Origin of the sequence: Albibacterium bauzanense, from assembly GCF_004339765.1 — a bacterium.
In the GTDB taxonomy this organism is placed as follows: Bacteria; Bacteroidota; Bacteroidia; order Sphingobacteriales; family Sphingobacteriaceae; genus Albibacterium; species Albibacterium bauzanense.
This window is the reverse complement of the sequence record NZ_SMGO01000001.1, coordinates 243,621-260,746: the sequence shown is the minus strand read 5'-3', so window position 1 is coordinate 260,746 and position 17,126 is coordinate 243,621. Positions and strand designations below refer to the sequence as shown.

The window sequence follows — 17,126 nt, the reverse complement described above, 5'->3', positions numbered from 1 at the left end:
AATTAAAAATTACTGATTTCTTTCATTGTAAAACTTTGCATCCCATATCGGAGTTGGAGTTCTTTATATTTATTCAATATAATTTCTAATCCAGCCAAACTTTCCTGTGGGAACGTTCCGAAGTTGTGCGGATGCCACCATAAATGATAATGTTCTTTATCAATAGCAGCACTTTCCATTTCTTTTAATATGCGACGCAAGCGCAAAGCATTAATTATACTTTTTGAGGAATAAGGCCTCAAGAAGCGGCTTGCCTTTAACTGTATTACTTCCTCTAAATTTGTATCTGAGAGCTTATATGACTTTTTCGAACCCAAGGGAATAAACGCATCACCTGTTCTGAATACTTTTTTCATTAAGGTTTCTTTACCTGTTTCATTCCAATACCAATCAATAGGATTTGAACGAACAGCCTCTATTCCATGTTGACTACATATCTTTAGATAATCTTGACGGATCTGATTCCGTGGAAAAACCAATGATTTCAAATCCACTCCTAATCGTTTAGCTAATTTAACCGCTATTTCTAAATCAGCATCAAAACTAGCTTCATCCTGACCTTCCTCCTGGCAAAAATAATGGGAGTACGTATGGCTTGCTAGTTCTTGATTTTCACTGCTGATGATCTGTTTTATTAAATCTGGAGCAAAAAAACAAAATTCTAATTCCTTTCTTTTACCATATATTTCTTGTAATCTATATGGATTAACATGTTGGTTCAAGTAATTGGGTTTACATACCGGATTAATCTCCTCCCATTCTTCCCAATTCTCAGCAAATAACATTCCTACGGTTGCCCAGGTAACATGTACATTAAACTTATTAAATAGTTCTAACATTCTTGGAATCACTTCTCGAGTGTTTCTGAAATAGGTAAGCCTATCCTGAAGGTTTACTTTTTCAAATACTCCCCAGTATAATTCGAAATCTAAAGAAATAGTGAATGTGCCTTTATTTTTCATTTTCAGTTTTTGCTACTAGTTCCGCTTTACGTTTGTTAATCCAGATTCTGCGCAAATTCTCTTTGTATGACAAAAAGGAAAGGATAACAAAGAATAGAAAATACATAACCATACTTTTTTGCCGTATTACTAAACCAAGATTTGACATTACAAAAGATAACGCTATGGAGGAAGTTAAAAAAATGACGGCACTCATTTTTACTAAAGAAGAAGACTGTTTGAAGAAGCTTATAAATTGCTTGTCAAATAGTTTATAAACCAACAATAAATATAAGAGATTTTCTAACGAAACAAAGATGCCTAATATCCCAGAAGCATCCAGGAATAATGGTCGGAACCAAAACGTAAATAACTTTAGGGGCAAGGAATAATTATTTAAATCTACACCAGACCCTGATGAGGAAAGCTCTCCCGCCCTTTTTGTTGCAAATTCGTCAAAGCTGCCAATGATATCAGCCTCATTTAAGTTTGCGACGGCCAATATCTGACCATAAAATAAAAATATAGCACCTATAAAAGTAATATAAACTAAAATCTTTTGATATAGAGGTACTTTTTCTCTTCCGGTTAAATAGCCAATTACTGCACCAGCCCCTAGAAATAAAAATACATGTGGCCTTATGTTAAACACGATTAAGCTTCCTAAAGTCAATGCAATCAAACGCGCTTGAGGTTTTTTCATCGCATATGCAAATAAGCCTAAACCTAAGAATATCAATGATCCCTTACCCAAAGATACAGTCCAGAAATGCATATTTGGAAGAAATAGTAAGATAGCAATCAGATCATAGCCTTGATATCTAACTAGTAAACGGTTGTTTTCTTTAAAAAAGATATAGAAATAGACGAATCCGATAAACCCAAACCATGCAAAAAGCATCATCATCATTTCATAGTTAAATCCTAAATTCACAAATGGATAAGCTACAAAATCTATAAATCGCGTTCCTGTATGATAGATTCCGAGCCATGTATCACCATTTTCTGCTCTATTAAAATAAGCGAATGAATCAGATCGGCTAGAGCGGGTATAGATATAATATATCAGCCAAAAAAGCAGGTGGTAAACATATAGATTGTCTAAAAGTCTTAAATTAATAAAAGGATGTTTATTTTTTAGGTTTGCTAATAAAGGCTGTTGCAGCCCATAAAGAATAATTGCTAAAATCAATGCGCCTACCATAATGTAGTATTTCTATTTAATTAAAACAACTCTAAGTCCCCTAAACTATATATCCAAGATTCGGTATTCAAGAGTTCTTCAAATTCCGAAGAAGAAAGCCCAATATTTTTTAGAGTGATCATAGGCCCTATTTTAAGAATTGGCAATAGACCTAAGAATGGATATTGAAAATTCATGTTTTTATAATGGTTACCAGAAACTGTAGTCAAAAATACTCTTTTACATCGCAATTTTAGCTCATAACTTAACTGCTTTCTTTTATCGGAATTAAAAATATTCTTGTTTACTAAAAAATCTACAATTCGAAGCTCTACCCCAAACTTATGCTGCTTATAACGATAAACTATTAGATAACTATCGTTGTCAGTTAAGAATTGATAGTCAAACATAGGATTAGCTGAATACCGCCATTCAAAATATGCCCTGCTATAATTAGTTTGGATTCCAGGCCCTGGATTTTCGAAGAGTTTATCCGATAACTTTAAACCATTCCAAGAGAATAATTCTAATGGTATCTTGCCTTTAAATGCAAAGGGATTTATTTTTAGTTGTATGGGCATTCTTCCTTGTTCTTCCCAGCCCATTTTTAGGTAACCTGGTTTACTTTTTTGATTAGGAGTATTAAAAACAAAAGCTGTATTTTGTTTGATTTCCTCCAAACCTTTTAAGGTTAAATTTTTGAAAATTCCCTTTCCCTGATGAGCAGGATGAGTTGCTGTATCTACTGCTCTAACGGTTTTATAGCTCTGATCCTGATCTTTCCATTCCCAATTCATAAATGCTCTTAGGCCTATTATCTGCTCATTTTCTTCTGCTAGTAAGACTGTTGAGGCGCCGAATGGGTTATCAATATGTTTCCATCGCCAAAGCTTTTCAGATTTAGGTATTAAAGATTCCCCTAATGAGATTTTTAAGAGTTCAATAATTTTCGGAATATCCTCTGAGTTTGCTTTTCTTATTTGCATTGTATCACTCATTGAAACATATTTTCATATACTGTTTCTAGCTCATAAACCATTTTGTCCAAACTAAATGCCTCTTGCACTCGTTTTTCTGCATTTTGTGCTAATTCTAGTCGTAAAGGTTCGCTATATATTAATTTCAAAACCTCATTTTTTAAACTCTTCCATTCCTCAACCGGTACCATTAAACCATTTATATTATTTTGAATCACTTCTTTAATACCACCTGCATCTGTTGTTACAACTGCACAACCCATACTCATAGCTTCTAATAGAGCAATAGGCAGCCCTTCAAATTCAGAGCTCATCATATAGATGTCCATTGCTGATAACCAAGGTTTAACCTCTACCTTCAAACCTGGCATAAAAACTCTGTTTTCTAAACCTAATTCTCTTCTTTTGTTAAGAAGTTCTTCTTTTAATGGACCGTCGCCAACGATAATGCCATAAACACGCTCATCATTCGCACAGACTTGTGCCATAACTTCTAACCATTCCAAGAGTCTTTTTTGAAATCTAAAAACTGCAACCGTTCCTATAATTAATGCATTTTCTGGCAATCCTAAGTCTTTACGTATAGCAACTCCATCCTGAGTATTACGTTTAAAAGAAGAAGTATTAACACCATTTGAAATAACTTCTACAGGTATTGTTGGTTGAATGTTTTTCTGGATTGAAAGAGCTACGTCTTCTGAAACAGCGATTGCTTTGCTCTGGCTGTTAAAAGTCCATTTATTTAAATAAAAGGTGATTTTATGATAACGTTCTTGTTTATTATGTTCTGTGTAGATCAGAGGAATTCCTTTTAAACGGTGTACTAAACGCCCTAAAAAGCCTGCCCAGGGAAGATGACAGTGAACCAATTGTATGTTATGCTGAGTGATATAACGAATCACTTTTCTCCATTGAAGCATCAATTCAATATTGTTCTTAGCTGAAAAACAAGAGACCTTTCCTCCAGCATCTTTAAGGGCATTTTCTAATTGGTTTTTCCAAGGCAGAAAATAAATATAATGAAATTCAAATCGTTCTTGATTATGGAGTTTTAGGGTTTCGGGTAGTAACATCTCTGCTCCACCTCTTCCTAAAGATTTAATGATATGTAATATTTTAATTTTCTCCATGAATCATCTTTATATATGTGCTTTCAAACTGTTGAGCAATGGATTGATTATTATAATCTTGAATAACTTTATCATATGCATTCTGTGTAATTTGTTTTACAGAAGGAAGCAATGCTTGTTCCATTAATAATGCAAAAGATTTTTCGTCACCTCTATTGATTAGAAATCCTGTTTCATTTTGTTGGACAATTTCTGATATTCCACCAACATTATAAGCGATTACTGGAGTTTTACATACCATTGCCTCAAGAATCACACCTGGTAATCCTTCAATGATACTGGGTAGCAAGAGCATATCTGCTTTACCAATGTAATCCATTGGGTTTGTTCTCCATCCATAGAAAGTAATATTATCTTGCAAGCCTATTTGCTTAGAATTTTCTTCTATTTCCTTACGTTTAGAGCCTTCTCCCAGCAAGTGTAGATGAGCATCTGACTGCCTTTCTAAAAATAATTTAAAAATTCTTAAAAGCCCTTCATGATTTTTTTCAAATGTGAAACCGCCAACATGTATAATGTTTAAACTAGAATTGTTATTACCTAGCCAGTTAACATTCTCTATGTTTTTTAATTCAATACCTATTGGAATTACTGAAGTCTTCTTTTTAGTTTCAGGAAATAATTCATTGATGTCATCTTTTGAATGCTTAGAAACCGATATAATAGCATCCACTTTTTTATATAACCATCGATTTATGGTTTTTATCAACGGGTTCTTAATATACTGGCTGACCATACTTGCATTTCTTGCAACAATAGGCACTCTCCAATTATATAACAGCTTCGAACAAACGGTAAATTTCAAGGTATCACCAGCATTACACTGGATAATGTCTGGTTGATGCTGCTTAATTAAAGAATTTAATGCTTTCCACCCTTTTATATCAAACCACCTTTTTGATAGGGGTCTGTTTAACTGTATTTTCTTTCCATCAAAGGGAAGCACATCGTTCCCTGGAAATACACTAATCAGAAACACTTCATGTCCTGCCGCCTCCAAATGCTGTGAAAGCTGAGCAGCAAATATCTCTGCGCCCCGGAGTTGTGATTTCTGTATTAGTTGGAAAATAATCATTTATCAAAATTTTCCAGCACACTTTTATAAAAAGAATCATGCTGATCCCCTATTTTTAAAATATCAAACTTTTCCATTGCAACAGATCTTGCTTTTAATCCCATCTCTTTACCACTGTCATAATTGTTCATCATCCAATTCATTTTTTCAGCTAAATCAATAGGGTTCTTCAATTTAAAAAAAATCCCGGTTTCTCCTTCATTAATTTGTTCCTTAAAAACATCAATATCCGAAAGGATTATTGGTTTAGCAGATAACATTGCTTCTACTAAAGCCCCACCTTGTCCTTCATAATGAGATGGGAAGATAAATGAATGAGTCTTTTGAAGAAGGGCAGAAATATCATTTCGATTACCTAAAAATTCAATATTATTTGAAACTCCTTTTCTATTGGCGTAAAGTTTAATTTCATTAGCATCAGCTCCATCGCCAGCAATCATACAGATAAAATCCTCGTTGGTATTTTTTAATTCGCCAATTGCGTCAATTAATTCTATATAACCTTTCCTTTTTAAGAGGCGCGCAATGGTTAAAAACACAAATCGATCTTTAGATTCGTACATAGGTTGAACTGGATTGTAATTCTCAATAGATCTTCCTCTATATATAGTAGTTATCTTATTGATGTCAACTCCTAATGCCCTGGCATTTGAAATTGATATTGTTTTAGTTATAGAAGTAAAATAATCAACCTTTTTAGCCAAAATACGATCGATAAATTTGACCATATTTAGCTTAATATTCCTTGTAAAGGTTTGCGCTTCGTATCTTTCCTTAGAATAGGAATCATTTACAAAGGCTCCTATTAAAAGTATCGATTTCGGTCGATTAGAAATCCTTGCAACTAACTCACTTTTAAAAAGATGAGCATGAATTATATCTGGTTCAATTGTCTTTATGAGCGTCTCGAAGGCTTTTTTACCTTTGAATATCCAGAATTTGGAAGATTTCTTTAAACCTAGTTCATATACAGGGATCTTAACCTTTGCAAATTCTTTTTTCAAGTCATCCTTGTCAGAGAATAGTGTACAAATAATGGGATCGAACTCTTTTAAATTCGCAGCTATTTCTAATATGCTTTTTTCAGCACCTCCAGTCTGTAGGGTATCTATAAAAAACAAAACTTTCATAATCTTTTTTATTTTATAACCAGTTTGTGAAGTTTTATAAAAGCATTTCTAAGCCTGCCTTTTGGTATTGTTCTCATAATCAAGAAAGTAAACCATGCCATAGGCCATTCTTTTTTTACATCTCTTATTATATTGGAATCTTTATTTCTATTATTCATCTCAACATAAAAGAAGCAACTTTTTAAAAGAAAAGATTTCCTTTCTGTTTTATTTCTTATAAAATAATCTTTGTACTTTTTATAGAGATATTCTCTTGCTGAAAACCCCTGTTCATAATTAAAATTTCTTTCCTGTGCATCGTGGAATACATTAACGAGCGGTTTATTGACGAAGTCAAGATTAAATCCATTCACTAAAGTTTGTACTACAAAGTCAAAGTCTTCAACAACATTGATATTTATATCAAATCTTACACCCGACTCAATTACTTTTCTGCTTACCATCAAGAAAGGAGTTCCTGCTCCTATCTGCTTACCTTTAAAAAGATTGCTTAATACATTGCTTTTAATTGCAGGTACCCATACATTATATAATCTGTCAGCTCTAAAATCTTGTCTTCCACAGGTTACCAATCCTATTTGATGAGTTTTATCTGCTAAAAACAACTCCAATTGGCTTTTTATCTTCTCAGACAGATATTCGTCATCAGAATCAATAAAGGTTATATAATCCCCTTTAGATAACTCTATTCCCTTATTTCTTGCTCTACTTGCCCCAACGTTTTTAGTAAGCTTGATATATGATATTCTACTATCCTTTCTAATGAATTCATTAATTATCTTGTCTGTATTGTCCTCTGATCCATCATCAACTACTATTAATTCCCAATGAGGATAGGTTTGATTTTGTATACTCCTAACCGATCTGGAAATAAAATCACCCCGATTATAAGTTGGTAGAATTACAGATATGAGACTATTTGAAACCATTTGGTATTACAGAAGATTAAATATATTTTAATATCAATTCAGAATTATCGTATTGAGTATTACTGCTTAATTTAAGAAATCTATCCTCAATAAAGAAGGAATTATCCTGAATCGATATAAGATCATCTGTATCGCCTTCAAGATTCAAACTAGTTATGGATGTATATTTTGTAAAATCGATATTGGGTATTCCTGGATTTAATATTTGGCAGCATTTAACACCCAAACATAAAGCCTGAATAAGTGCAGTTGAATTTACTGAAAATGCATGAGTTATCGAATTAAAGAAATCACTCTGAACTCTTTTCTTTTCATAGAAGTACAATCTACTTCTATTAATTTTGCTTAAGCTCATTTTTATATCTTCTCTAGGATGAGGTTTATATTTTAGTCGTATATTATGTTTAGCGTAAAAATCAATAAGGTTGGATATTGTATTATTATACTCTGTAAATATTCGAGGTAAAACCTTGTACAGTTGTTGACCTAAAAAAACTGGATTAACACCTCTCTTATTAATATCTCTATTATAATTTTTATTTATAATAGCATTTACAATAATTATATTCTTTTCACTTATTCCATTTCTTATATAACAATCCTTGTACACCTGTCCCCAAACCAAATTGTAATCAGCAATCTGTTTTTCAAAAAAGTTGGCTCTATAATAATCGGCTAAGTAAATACCGTGTTGAAAGGTGAATATCTTTGTTTTGCGGTCTTTTAAAACTAATGCGATAAAATAACATATAGGTATAGGAAAAGAACAGATAAAAGCATTAAAAGTAATCCCATTCAATTTCCTTTCTACTCTTTTTAATATATATTTTGACAATGAAAGGCGTAGGCTACTATTTAATAGAAACCCAAGAGATAAGAGATATTCTTCAAAACGCCAGCCATTTTTAAGGTCACATATATGTTTATTCTTAGCATTTAACGCTAAAAAACCCGGAAATAAACTAGCATCTAAAAACTCTGGAGCACTAAAAATCATTGTTGCATTTTCTAACTTTTCATTTTTATGTACTTTATAATGAAACAAATCAAAAATATGGGTAATTAGAATTCTTAGATTGCTGCGCTTCCTTACTTTCAGATGAGCTTTATTTTGGATATTAGAAAAAAAAATTTGTTCTATATTTTTTTTATTAAGCTTCATTTAATAGCTTTTTTAAGACCATTTCCCATTATTTAAAAACCTTGTAAGCTTACCATTTCTTTAAACCCAGTAGAATTAGATTTCAAGGTATCAAAATCCCCGATTCCACAAATTTCACCTTCACTCAAATAGACGATCTTATCAGCAGATTTAACTGTTGATAATCTGTGAGCAACCAATATAATAGTATATTTTCCTTTCAGTTTGTCTATACTTGATTGAATATCCATTTCAGTCTGGGAATCCAATGCCGAAGTAGCTTCATCCATAAATAGAATATCAATATCTTTATATAGTTCCCTGGCAATTGATATTCTTTGTTTTTGTCCACCGCTAATCATAATACCATTGTCTCCCAAATAAGCATTTCCTTTATCCGGTAAACTCATAACGAATTCAAAGATAGAAGCATTTTTCAGTGCAATTTCAAAGCGATTTATATTTTCTGTTGTTGGTTGATCCCAAAATGTTATATTATTAAAGACGGTATCGTTAAAAATAACAGGCTCCTGTGTTATATAACCTATACGTTTATGAAATGAATGCATTTCTAATTTACAGACATCATTGTTATCAATATAATAACTGTTTTCCTTAATTTGTAAGAGACCTGATAGTATATTAATTAATGTAGTTTTACCAGATCCGCTTTCTCCAACAAAAGCGATGGTTTCATTTTTGTTAATGTCTAAATTTATATTTTTAAGTATATGTTTATCGCCATAAAAGAAATTCAAGGATTTAATATCAATTCTGTTTTTAAACCCTTCGAAAGTTAGGGTTCCGTTTTCCACTTGATGCTTAGAAAGTATCTTTGTAAATTCCTTCATGTTTTCTAATGATCCCGATACAGCAAGAAACCCATTCCAATAGTTCTGTAAAGACATTAAAAAACTTAATGATCGATAAAAAAACAAAAGGCTTAAAATAATTAATGCTAGAGGTTGATTAAATATACTCACTTGAATAAGTATTACACTGACTATAACAATCATGATTATAGGCTCTCTTATAGCATTTAGCCACGTTGCCAATATGCCGATCCTTTGTTGGGATACCTGAGTTTCATCAATTGTATTCTTTAATTTTTTAGCAAAACTAAAAACTAAACCCGTCGCTTTAAGGTATTTGTAATTCGTGACTATCTGTATAAGTAAGCCCTGGAAAGCATGAAGTTCTTTAGTAAGTTTTTTAGAATTGGATTTTGTAAAAAAGTAAAACTTCTTGAAGATAAAGTTAGTCAAACCACCTCCAATACTCACTAATAAGGCAAATTGTGGATTAACGAGAAATGCTAAAAAGATATAAACAAATACCAGTACACCATATTGAAATGCAGTAAAGTAATTACGATACGCCTGCACTACTTTTTCAACTTCTCCACTAAAAGTGTTTTGAATCCTGCCGGTATCACTTGTTACGAATGCGCTATACTTAAAATTAGAGAGAAGATTTATATTGGAGAATCTGATTTTCTTTGTAAAATCTAATTGTAATATTAAGCGGTAATATCCTTCAATAAATTTAAATATTCCTTTTAGAATGAAAAAGATTAGCATTAATAACAGAATGGATATTAGATTTAATTCGATTCCTAGCGTATCAAATCCATCCAATAAGAAACTTAAGCTTCCCATTTGAGTTGAGTCTACGCCATTAGGATTTCCCACAATTTGTAATAGTGGTAAAAACATAGCCAACCCAAAGCCATCCAATACTCCTACTAGTAGACTTAACGCTATAGAAATAAAAATGCGGTATTTTAAAAAGGAATAGAAGTAAACAAAACTTCTAAAATTCTTTATTATAAATTGTTTTAATATTTTCATCTATAGAGAACAACTAATGAATTCATAGAAAGGTATACATTTTACGTTTTCATTCACTTCGGATTGTTTATGGATATACTTGTAAACTGTTTCTATTTTTGAATAATATTCCTCCGTTGCATCATTCTTTTTAAGTAAGTCTCTAATGTCGATAAATATTAATTTTAAATTAGAACTATCAACATCTAACAGTTCAAATAGAACTGTACTATAGAATGAAAGAACAACTTGAGGTCTCATACCATTACGAATTCTTTCTTCATATGTTTTTTCAAAAGGTATAACTTCACATTTCTTTTTTATGTTAATCAAGGATTGATTTGATTCCCGGGGATGCATATAATATTTTATAGAACTGCCACTATCCATAATAAGCTTATCAATAATTAGTTCAAGATCAACACTTGACATTTTCTTCAGTTCAATTAAAGGTGAACCTATAAAATGCCATTCATCAACTGGTGAAATAATGCTTTTTAAGTATTTTTCTGAATATGTAATTAGTGAGTCATGAGCACTTGTGTTAAAATGAAATTTACTAAAAAACAGTATATGTTTAATTCTACGAGGTTTAAATAATTTATAATTGTCTCTAACTAAGTCTATATTTTTAATTCGATTACTGTTAATATACAGAATTACAGAACCATCTGTAAGGGATACTGATCTATTGTATTTCACAAAATTTATAAGCCATCGTTGACGGTGGCTCATGAAATTAGTAAAAATCAATATCTTATATTTGGTTTTACGAAAATTAATGAATTCTATTATGTTCTTTAATAAGAATGTAGAATTATACTTATGAGTCTTTTCATAGAGTGAAAGCACCCTGATTTTATTAAATATGGAGTATAAACGTTTCGCTTGATCGGGTATTACTAGGCTTCCTAATAAAACGATATCTAAGTTCCACTCTGAATCTACTTGTAAACAGCAGTTAAAAAATTGCTGCGCTTCCTGAATATGTCTTTCTGTGGAAATAATAAGTAATACAGAGTTCATTTTAATGTTTAACCTTTGAGTTCTAAGATAGTTCTAATAGCATGGCAATACGAGTGCTCTTGTATTTCATTATCTTTTAAATATTTAATTTTATAGTTGGAATATAAAGCACTATTTACTGTTACCTTAACTATTTTTGAATCACTTTCTAAATAATTATCCATATTTGAAATCGGTGAATTTAAAAGAGTTGATATTACTTCAATTCGATTTATAACACTTTTATGATCCTTTAATTTATTATCGATTAAAATATGTACAGGTTTATTAAAATATACAGCTACGCCCACTGTAGTGCTGAAATGAGTGAATACTATTGTTGAGTCTTTGATTAACCTTACAACATCATTCTTTACTATATTGAAATCATATTTTAAAAAATCATATTGCATACTATATACTTCTATTTCAGGGTGGGCAGCAAAATATATTATATCTAACCCCATATTGACTCTTTGATATTCAAGAAAATCACTAAGATTTTGATAATATTCATCTCTTTCTGATTCATTATATAAGTGTTTAAAGGCGAAAGGGATCAATTGATCTGTAAAAACACCATAATTGCCTGTATGGATTGGTTGTGATTCATTTTGAACAGATAATATTTGATTCACATCATCTGTATGCACCGATATAATTTTTGTATTAGAAAAGTTAGTAAAAAAAGGAGTCTGATAAAGTGTTCCGGCTAATAAATAATCAAGCTTCACTTTATTAAAATTAAAGCTTGAAAGAAGCCTCTTTATTAGGGGTCGATAGGCTATGAATTTTGTTATTCCATGAGATATGGATTTTCTAATATTTAAATCAATCATGGAGGGTACCATTCTTGTGCTATATCCTAAGACTTGACTTGATGGATGATTTTTTAACGAATTAAAATGTTTTATAAATGAGCGAGGATAATTTACACTTGTTATATATAAAACAGTTTTATCAGTATACTTATTAATGAAATTCTCTATATCATTATCATTGTTAATGAAAAGAGTCTTCTCAATCAAATATGGGTCTTTTACAGTTGCTGAATATCCATTCCAACCACAAAATGAAAGGAATAACACTTCATGACCTTCATTAACTAAACGGTCAATATCGAATATTTTGCGATGAGAATCTCTATAAATTCGCATCATAACAAATACTAAAATCGTATTACCCATATATTGCTTTCGATTTTTTTAAAATAAACAGTCATCTACTCTACTGCTCAGAATTTAATAACTAAATATATTAGGTTATCCTCAATAGTCGTTTAAAGAATTTAATTAAGCTATTCTCCTTTTTTATTACATCATCTGCATAATAACCGTAACCATAACCATGGCCATAAACATAGCCATAACCTTTTCTAGGGCGTATTCCATTAACTATTACAGAAATGTTCGGAAACTTTTTGTTTTTATACAGGTCATTTAGTAAAGTCAAGGAAGATCGTAAGGAATGATCTGGTCGAATAATAAATATAGATAAATCGGAAAGTGCTGCTAAATTAAGTGCATCTGCAACCAATCCAAATGGAGGAGTGTCTAATATGACAAAATCAAAGTTTTCTTTCAAATAACTAATCAATTCTGCTATTCTTGGATGAATAATTAACTCACCCGGGTTAGGGGGAGTTGGACCAGAACTTAATAAAAATAAATTAGGATATGCTTTTAATGGTTGAATGATATCAGAAGGTTGCATTGTTTTATCAATTATAAAACTTGATATACCTACTTTATTTTTTAATCCTAATTTTTCCGATAGAATTGGTTTTCTTAAATCAAGTTCTAAAATAGCTACTCTTTTCTCACTAAGGGCTAAACTATTTCCTAAATTTAAGCTTACGAAACTTTTCCCTTCTCCACTTGTACAGGATGTAATCACAAAAACTTTATTTGTTTCATTCGTATCCATAAAGGAAAGATTGCTCCGTATAGAACGAAACTGTTCTGCGATAGCAGATCGGTTATTCTTTGAGATAACAATAGGTTCTTCTGAATGACTAAGACTTAGCTCTCCAAGAATTGGTATATGTATCGCATTTTCTATTTCTTCGCGGGTTTCTATTTTTTGATTTAATAAAACTCTAAGTAGAATAATAAAGCAAGGGAATAGAAATCCAATCATTAATGCGATACCATAAATATCTAAAGTAATAGGCCAAACCTTCCCTTCATTTAATACATCATCTACGGTTCTTGATCTTTCTGTATCAGAGGAAACTAATTGAATATCGGTTTCTTCTTTCTTTTGAAGTAAAAATAAGTATTGTGCTTCCTTAATACTTACCTTACGATGAAGTTCCACAAATTCCTTTTCCTTTTCTGGGAGAGTGTTAAATTCATTATTTTGTGAGTTTTCTAATGAGGAAAGATGATTATTGCTAGCCTGGAATTGTTTACGAATATTAGCAATATTTAATAATGTATTGCTTCTAACATTCGCCAATTGTTCATTCACTATACCTAACCGGGGATCAGATTTTGCTCCGGTTGTTTGAATCATCTGTTTACGTAAAACTAATTCATTATATTGTTGAACCTGAGAAAGTAAGACTGGATCGGAAAGACCATTATTAGTAGCAATAATTTCTTCGTTATCAGATGCATTTTGCATACTACTTTGAATCATCAAGAGCAGTTCATTCTGAAAAGTATATTGGCTTTTTTGATCATCCAGATCTTGTAATTTCATCAATAGCTCAGCAGCAGTCGTAGAGATATCGTATAATTTATTTTTTGCCTTAAATTCACCGATCTCTTGTTCTTGTGCATTCAATTCTGAACCGATAGTTTCTAAACGCTGATTTAGGAATGTTAATGCCCTTCTAATTGCCTGGTTCTTGTAATCTAAATAGGATTCATTATAAGAGTGAATTAATACTTGAATATACTTTTCAGCTATTTCAGGGACTTCTTCAACAATAGATAATTTTAATAAGCCAACTCCTCCATTTCTGGTAGCTTCAACCCCTAGTTGGGAAATGTATTTTGCAATGGTTTGAGACCTTCCCGTCAATTGAAATAAATAAGTATCATCATTAATAATTGCACCCGACTTTTTATTGAATGTTATGGTATCAGAATTTAGTATCAAAGATTTTCCATAAATACCTTTGATTGATTCACCATTATCATCTATAATAAAGCCTTCCTCATTTAATGTTAACCCATATTCTGGACTGCTACTATTTGGGTTGGATTTATGTACCTGGATAGTAACTGGTAAATTGTCTTTTGTTATCGGCTGATTTTTTAATCGCCCCATCTTGGAAACAATTACATTCAATTGCAAAGAATCAACTACTTTCCCATTAATGGCATGTGATTTTAAAATAAAGATTTCATTATTAACTGAAGCTAACGTATTATCAACATTACTAATTAGTCCAACGTTTGTCAAAATACTATTGGCATTACTTTCAAGTTCACCACCACCAACTAAAATATAACTAGAGATTCGGTATTTAGGAGTTGAATAGCGTAAGTAGATGTAAGCACCCAGTAAAGCTATTAACATCGTTACCAAAATCACGACATAGTTAGCAAGCAATTTTGTTAAAAAATATTTTAAGTTAAAAGAGCCTTTTGCCGATCGTTGATACTCATCCTCAAACACGTCTTCCATGTGGTCTATAAATATTAAATTCTTAAAATCTTGTAAATATGGCAACTAAACCCACTGCCAGAGACAACAGGGATACGTAAAAACGAGTTTCCTCACTAAATCTACGGCTATCTCTGGGTTGAACATAAATTACATCGTTATGTCTTATCTGAAACAACTCAGAATTATAAAGTATATCCATTTTGCGAAGATCAACTTTGAAAATTGCACGTTCGCCATCATAGTCACGGTAAATTTGAATATCATATCTTTTTGCCGAAACAGGCAAGTCACCCGCTGCACCTAAAGCGTCCAGGAAAGTAGTTCGTTGAAGTGGAAGCGTATAGGTTCCTGGACTGCGTACTTCACCAAGAACTGTGAATTTGATTTCAAAGAACTTGACAGTAACAAAAGGTTCTTTAAGATACTCCTCAAGACTTGTAGTCAGATTATTCTTTAATTCTTCAGCAGTAAGCTTGGCAGCAAGGACTTTCCCTAAAAATGGCAATTCAATTTGTCCATCAGCATCCACAAGAAAGCCAACTACTTCAGATTGGCCACCTTGGCTAGAACCGGTGTTGCCGGAGGTGGGTATACCACCATAATTATTAAATAATGCTGCAGCTTCAGGATCCTGTGCTCCAATGGTTATTAATAATCGATCTCCAGTTTGAACAGTCCTTTCTATTTGAGGCATTGGTGGAAGATCAAAGCGGGATGTATCTGGAAGGTCGTTAAAATACCTCAACTGTTGTGTTGCGGTACAGGAGCTTAAAATCAATAAAAATACAATAAGGATGGGGTAAAAATTTCTCTTCATTAAGAATATGTACTATGGTTACTTAAAATTTAATTTGGTATTTCTATGTTATGCTATTTACCTCTTCTTCTTTCAATATCCCTTTTAAATTTTGAACCAAAAAGTTTTTCTGTGTTTGAGTAAGACTAGACCCTGAAGGTAAACATATTCCTCGCTCAAACAGGTATTCTGAAGTACCGTCACCATAAAAATCATATTTCTCAAAAAGAGGTTGTAAATGCATTGGTTTCCAAAAGAACCTGGATTCAATGTTTACTTCTTGTAATTTTAAACGAATTATATTAGGGTCAATTCCGTTTAATACAGCTACGCTTAACCAATGATTGGAAAAAGAATTGCGATCACTTTCTTCAATAAAATGAAATGATTTAAATTCCTTTAATTTTTCTTTATAAAAGTAGAAGTTTGCTCTTCGTTGTGCTACTCGTTTATTTAATACCGTCATTTGTCCTCTACCAATAGCAGCACAAATATTACTCATTCGGTAATTATAACCCATTTCACTGTGCTGGTAATAGTGCTCATTGTCACGTGCTTGTGTAGCATAAAAATACGCCTTGTCAATCCATTCCTTATTTTTAGAGATTAAAGCACCTCCACCTGAAGTGGTAATGATTTTGTTACCATTAAAAGAAAGAACTCCAAAGTCGCCAAAGGTTCCAAGAGCCTGATTTTTATAACTGGATCCCAAAGCCTCTGCAGCATCTTCTACGACCAATATGTCATAGCGTCTGGCAATTTCCATGATTTCAACAATCTTTGCAGGATTGCCATATAGATGCACAACTATAATAGCTTTGGGTTTTATACCTTTAGAGATTCTGTCTAAAATAGCTCGCTCCAGAAGTTCAGGAGACATGTTAAAGGTGTCTTTTTCACTATCAACAAAAACAGGTTTAGCACCTAAGTATAAAATAGGATTGGCAGTTGCAACAAAAGTAAGAGATTGACAAATAACTTCGTCTCCATCTTTTACTCCAAGAATAAGCAGTGCTAAATGAATGGCAGCAGTTCCAGAGCTAACCGTAGTGACATGTACACCATTTTCAAGATAACTTTCTAAATCCTTTTCAAAACCAATAATGTCCGGTCCGGTTGGGGCTATCCAATTGGCATCAAAGGCATTTTTTACAAAGGAGAATTCTTCATCACCCATGTGTGGAGAAGAAAGCCATATTTTATCAAACATATTATTTATATATAAAAAAATGCAATAACACGTTATCGTTATCTTAAAAAATCAAATCTTATACAGAAAGCCTGTCATATAATTTATCTGTAAAGTTTAATGTCGACTAATTTAGTATAATTTTATTGATTAGTAATTATATGTAATATTACCAAATAA

At 31.9% G+C, this 17,126-nt stretch carries 14 protein-coding genes; all 14 read right to left on the bottom strand.

Annotated elements, in window-relative coordinates; translation table 11 throughout:
* Nucleotides 1–2 precede the first annotated feature (2 nt).
* The 14 genes from C8N28_RS01120 to C8N28_RS01055 all read right to left on the bottom strand — a co-directional run bounded on the left by C8N28_RS01120 (nt 3) and on the right by C8N28_RS01055 (nt 16,967).
* Complete coding sequence (locus C8N28_RS01120; RefSeq protein WP_132220709.1) at nt 3–962, bottom strand: polysaccharide deacetylase family protein; 960 nt, start codon at nt 960–962, stop codon at nt 3–5.
* A complete protein-coding gene (locus C8N28_RS01115) occupies nt 952–2,145 on the bottom strand; it encodes a hypothetical protein (protein ID WP_132220707.1) in 1,194 nt (397 codons plus the stop codon). Before C8N28_RS01115 ends, C8N28_RS01120 begins: the two co-directional genes overlap by 11 nt.
* Nucleotides 2,146–2,165: 20 nt before the next feature.
* Nucleotides 2,166–3,122, bottom strand: a complete 957-nt coding sequence (locus tag C8N28_RS01110; protein ID WP_132220705.1) for a GNAT family N-acetyltransferase — start codon at nt 3,120–3,122, stop codon at nt 2,166–2,168.
* Nucleotides 3,119–4,231 (bottom strand): glycosyltransferase, encoded by a 1,113-nt coding sequence (locus C8N28_RS01105; protein ID WP_132220703.1) that lies wholly within the window; start codon nt 4,229–4,231, stop codon nt 3,119–3,121. Before C8N28_RS01105 ends, C8N28_RS01110 begins: the two co-directional genes overlap by 4 nt.
* Nucleotides 4,218–5,306, bottom strand: coding sequence for a glycosyltransferase (locus C8N28_RS01100; RefSeq protein WP_132220701.1), 1,089 nt, complete (start codon nt 5,304–5,306; stop codon nt 4,218–4,220). The genes C8N28_RS01105 and C8N28_RS01100 overlap by 14 nt, the downstream gene beginning before the upstream one ends.
* On the bottom strand, nt 5,303–6,436 hold the full coding sequence (locus tag C8N28_RS01095; RefSeq protein ID WP_132220699.1) for a glycosyltransferase: 1,134 nt from the start codon (nt 6,434–6,436) through the stop codon (nt 5,303–5,305). The genes C8N28_RS01100 and C8N28_RS01095 overlap by 4 nt, the downstream gene beginning before the upstream one ends.
* Before the next feature lie 8 nt (nt 6,437–6,444).
* Nucleotides 6,445–7,365 (bottom strand): glycosyltransferase family 2 protein, encoded by a 921-nt coding sequence (locus tag C8N28_RS01090; RefSeq protein ID WP_132220697.1) that lies wholly within the window; start codon nt 7,363–7,365, stop codon nt 6,445–6,447.
* Between the two features lie 16 nt (nt 7,366–7,381).
* Complete coding sequence (locus C8N28_RS01085; protein WP_132220695.1) at nt 7,382–8,527, bottom strand: hypothetical protein; 1,146 nt, start codon at nt 8,525–8,527, stop codon at nt 7,382–7,384.
* Between the two features lie 32 nt (nt 8,528–8,559).
* Nucleotides 8,560–10,356 (bottom strand): ABC transporter ATP-binding protein, encoded by a 1,797-nt coding sequence (locus tag C8N28_RS01080; RefSeq protein WP_132220693.1) that lies wholly within the window; start codon nt 10,354–10,356, stop codon nt 8,560–8,562.
* Nucleotides 10,357–11,361, bottom strand: coding sequence for a hypothetical protein (locus tag C8N28_RS01075; protein WP_132220691.1), 1,005 nt, complete (start codon nt 11,359–11,361; stop codon nt 10,357–10,359).
* A gap of 8 nt (nt 11,362–11,369) precedes the next feature.
* Nucleotides 11,370–12,527 carry a hypothetical protein gene (locus C8N28_RS01070; protein WP_132220689.1) on the bottom strand — a complete coding sequence of 386 codons (1,158 nt, stop codon included), beginning with the start codon at nt 12,525–12,527 and terminating at the stop codon, nt 11,370–11,372.
* A gap of 70 nt (nt 12,528–12,597) precedes the next feature.
* A complete protein-coding gene (locus C8N28_RS01065) occupies nt 12,598–14,979 on the bottom strand; it encodes a GumC family protein (RefSeq protein ID WP_132220687.1) in 2,382 nt (793 codons plus the stop codon).
* A gap of 22 nt (nt 14,980–15,001) precedes the next feature.
* On the bottom strand, nt 15,002–15,778 hold the full coding sequence (locus tag C8N28_RS01060) for a polysaccharide biosynthesis/export family protein (RefSeq protein WP_132220685.1): 777 nt from the start codon (nt 15,776–15,778) through the stop codon (nt 15,002–15,004).
* Nucleotides 15,779–15,821: 43 nt separating this feature from the next.
* Complete coding sequence (locus C8N28_RS01055) at nt 15,822–16,967, bottom strand: DegT/DnrJ/EryC1/StrS family aminotransferase (protein WP_132220683.1); 1,146 nt, start codon at nt 16,965–16,967, stop codon at nt 15,822–15,824.
* Nucleotides 16,968–17,126 lie beyond the last annotated feature (159 nt).

Bases quoted from the DNA above. Each gene is read 5' to 3' on its own strand.
- C8N28_RS01120 (WP_132220709.1), bottom strand. From the start codon at position 962: ATGAAAAATAAAGGCACATTCACTATTTCTTTAGATTTCGAATTATAC.
- C8N28_RS01115 (WP_132220707.1), bottom strand. From the start codon at position 2,145: ATGGTAGGCGCATTGATTTTAGCAATTATTCTTTATGGGCTGCAACAG.
- C8N28_RS01110 (WP_132220705.1), bottom strand. From the start codon at position 3,122: ATGAGTGATACAATGCAAATAAGAAAAGCAAACTCAGAGGATATTCCG.
- C8N28_RS01105 (WP_132220703.1), bottom strand. From the start codon at position 4,231: ATGGAGAAAATTAAAATATTACATATCATTAAATCTTTAGGAAGAGGT.
- C8N28_RS01100 (WP_132220701.1), bottom strand. From the start codon at position 5,306: ATGATTATTTTCCAACTAATACAGAAATCACAACTCCGGGGCGCAGAG.
- C8N28_RS01095 (WP_132220699.1), bottom strand. From the start codon at position 6,436: ATGAAAGTTTTGTTTTTTATAGATACCCTACAGACTGGAGGTGCTGAA.
- C8N28_RS01090 (WP_132220697.1), bottom strand. From the start codon at position 7,365: ATGGTTTCAAATAGTCTCATATCTGTAATTCTACCAACTTATAATCGG.
- C8N28_RS01085 (WP_132220695.1), bottom strand. From the start codon at position 8,527: ATGAAGCTTAATAAAAAAAATATAGAACAAATTTTTTTTTCTAATATC.
- C8N28_RS01080 (WP_132220693.1), bottom strand. From the start codon at position 10,356: ATGAAAATATTAAAACAATTTATAATAAAGAATTTTAGAAGTTTTGTT.
- C8N28_RS01075 (WP_132220691.1), bottom strand. From the start codon at position 11,361: ATGAACTCTGTATTACTTATTATTTCCACAGAAAGACATATTCAGGAA.
- C8N28_RS01070 (WP_132220689.1), bottom strand. From the start codon at position 12,527: ATGGGTAATACGATTTTAGTATTTGTTATGATGCGAATTTATAGAGAT.
- C8N28_RS01065 (WP_132220687.1), bottom strand. From the start codon at position 14,979: ATGGAAGACGTGTTTGAGGATGAGTATCAACGATCGGCAAAAGGCTCT.
- C8N28_RS01060 (WP_132220685.1), bottom strand. From the start codon at position 15,778: ATGAAGAGAAATTTTTACCCCATCCTTATTGTATTTTTATTGATTTTA.
- C8N28_RS01055 (WP_132220683.1), bottom strand. From the start codon at position 16,967: ATGTTTGATAAAATATGGCTTTCTTCTCCACACATGGGTGATGAAGAA.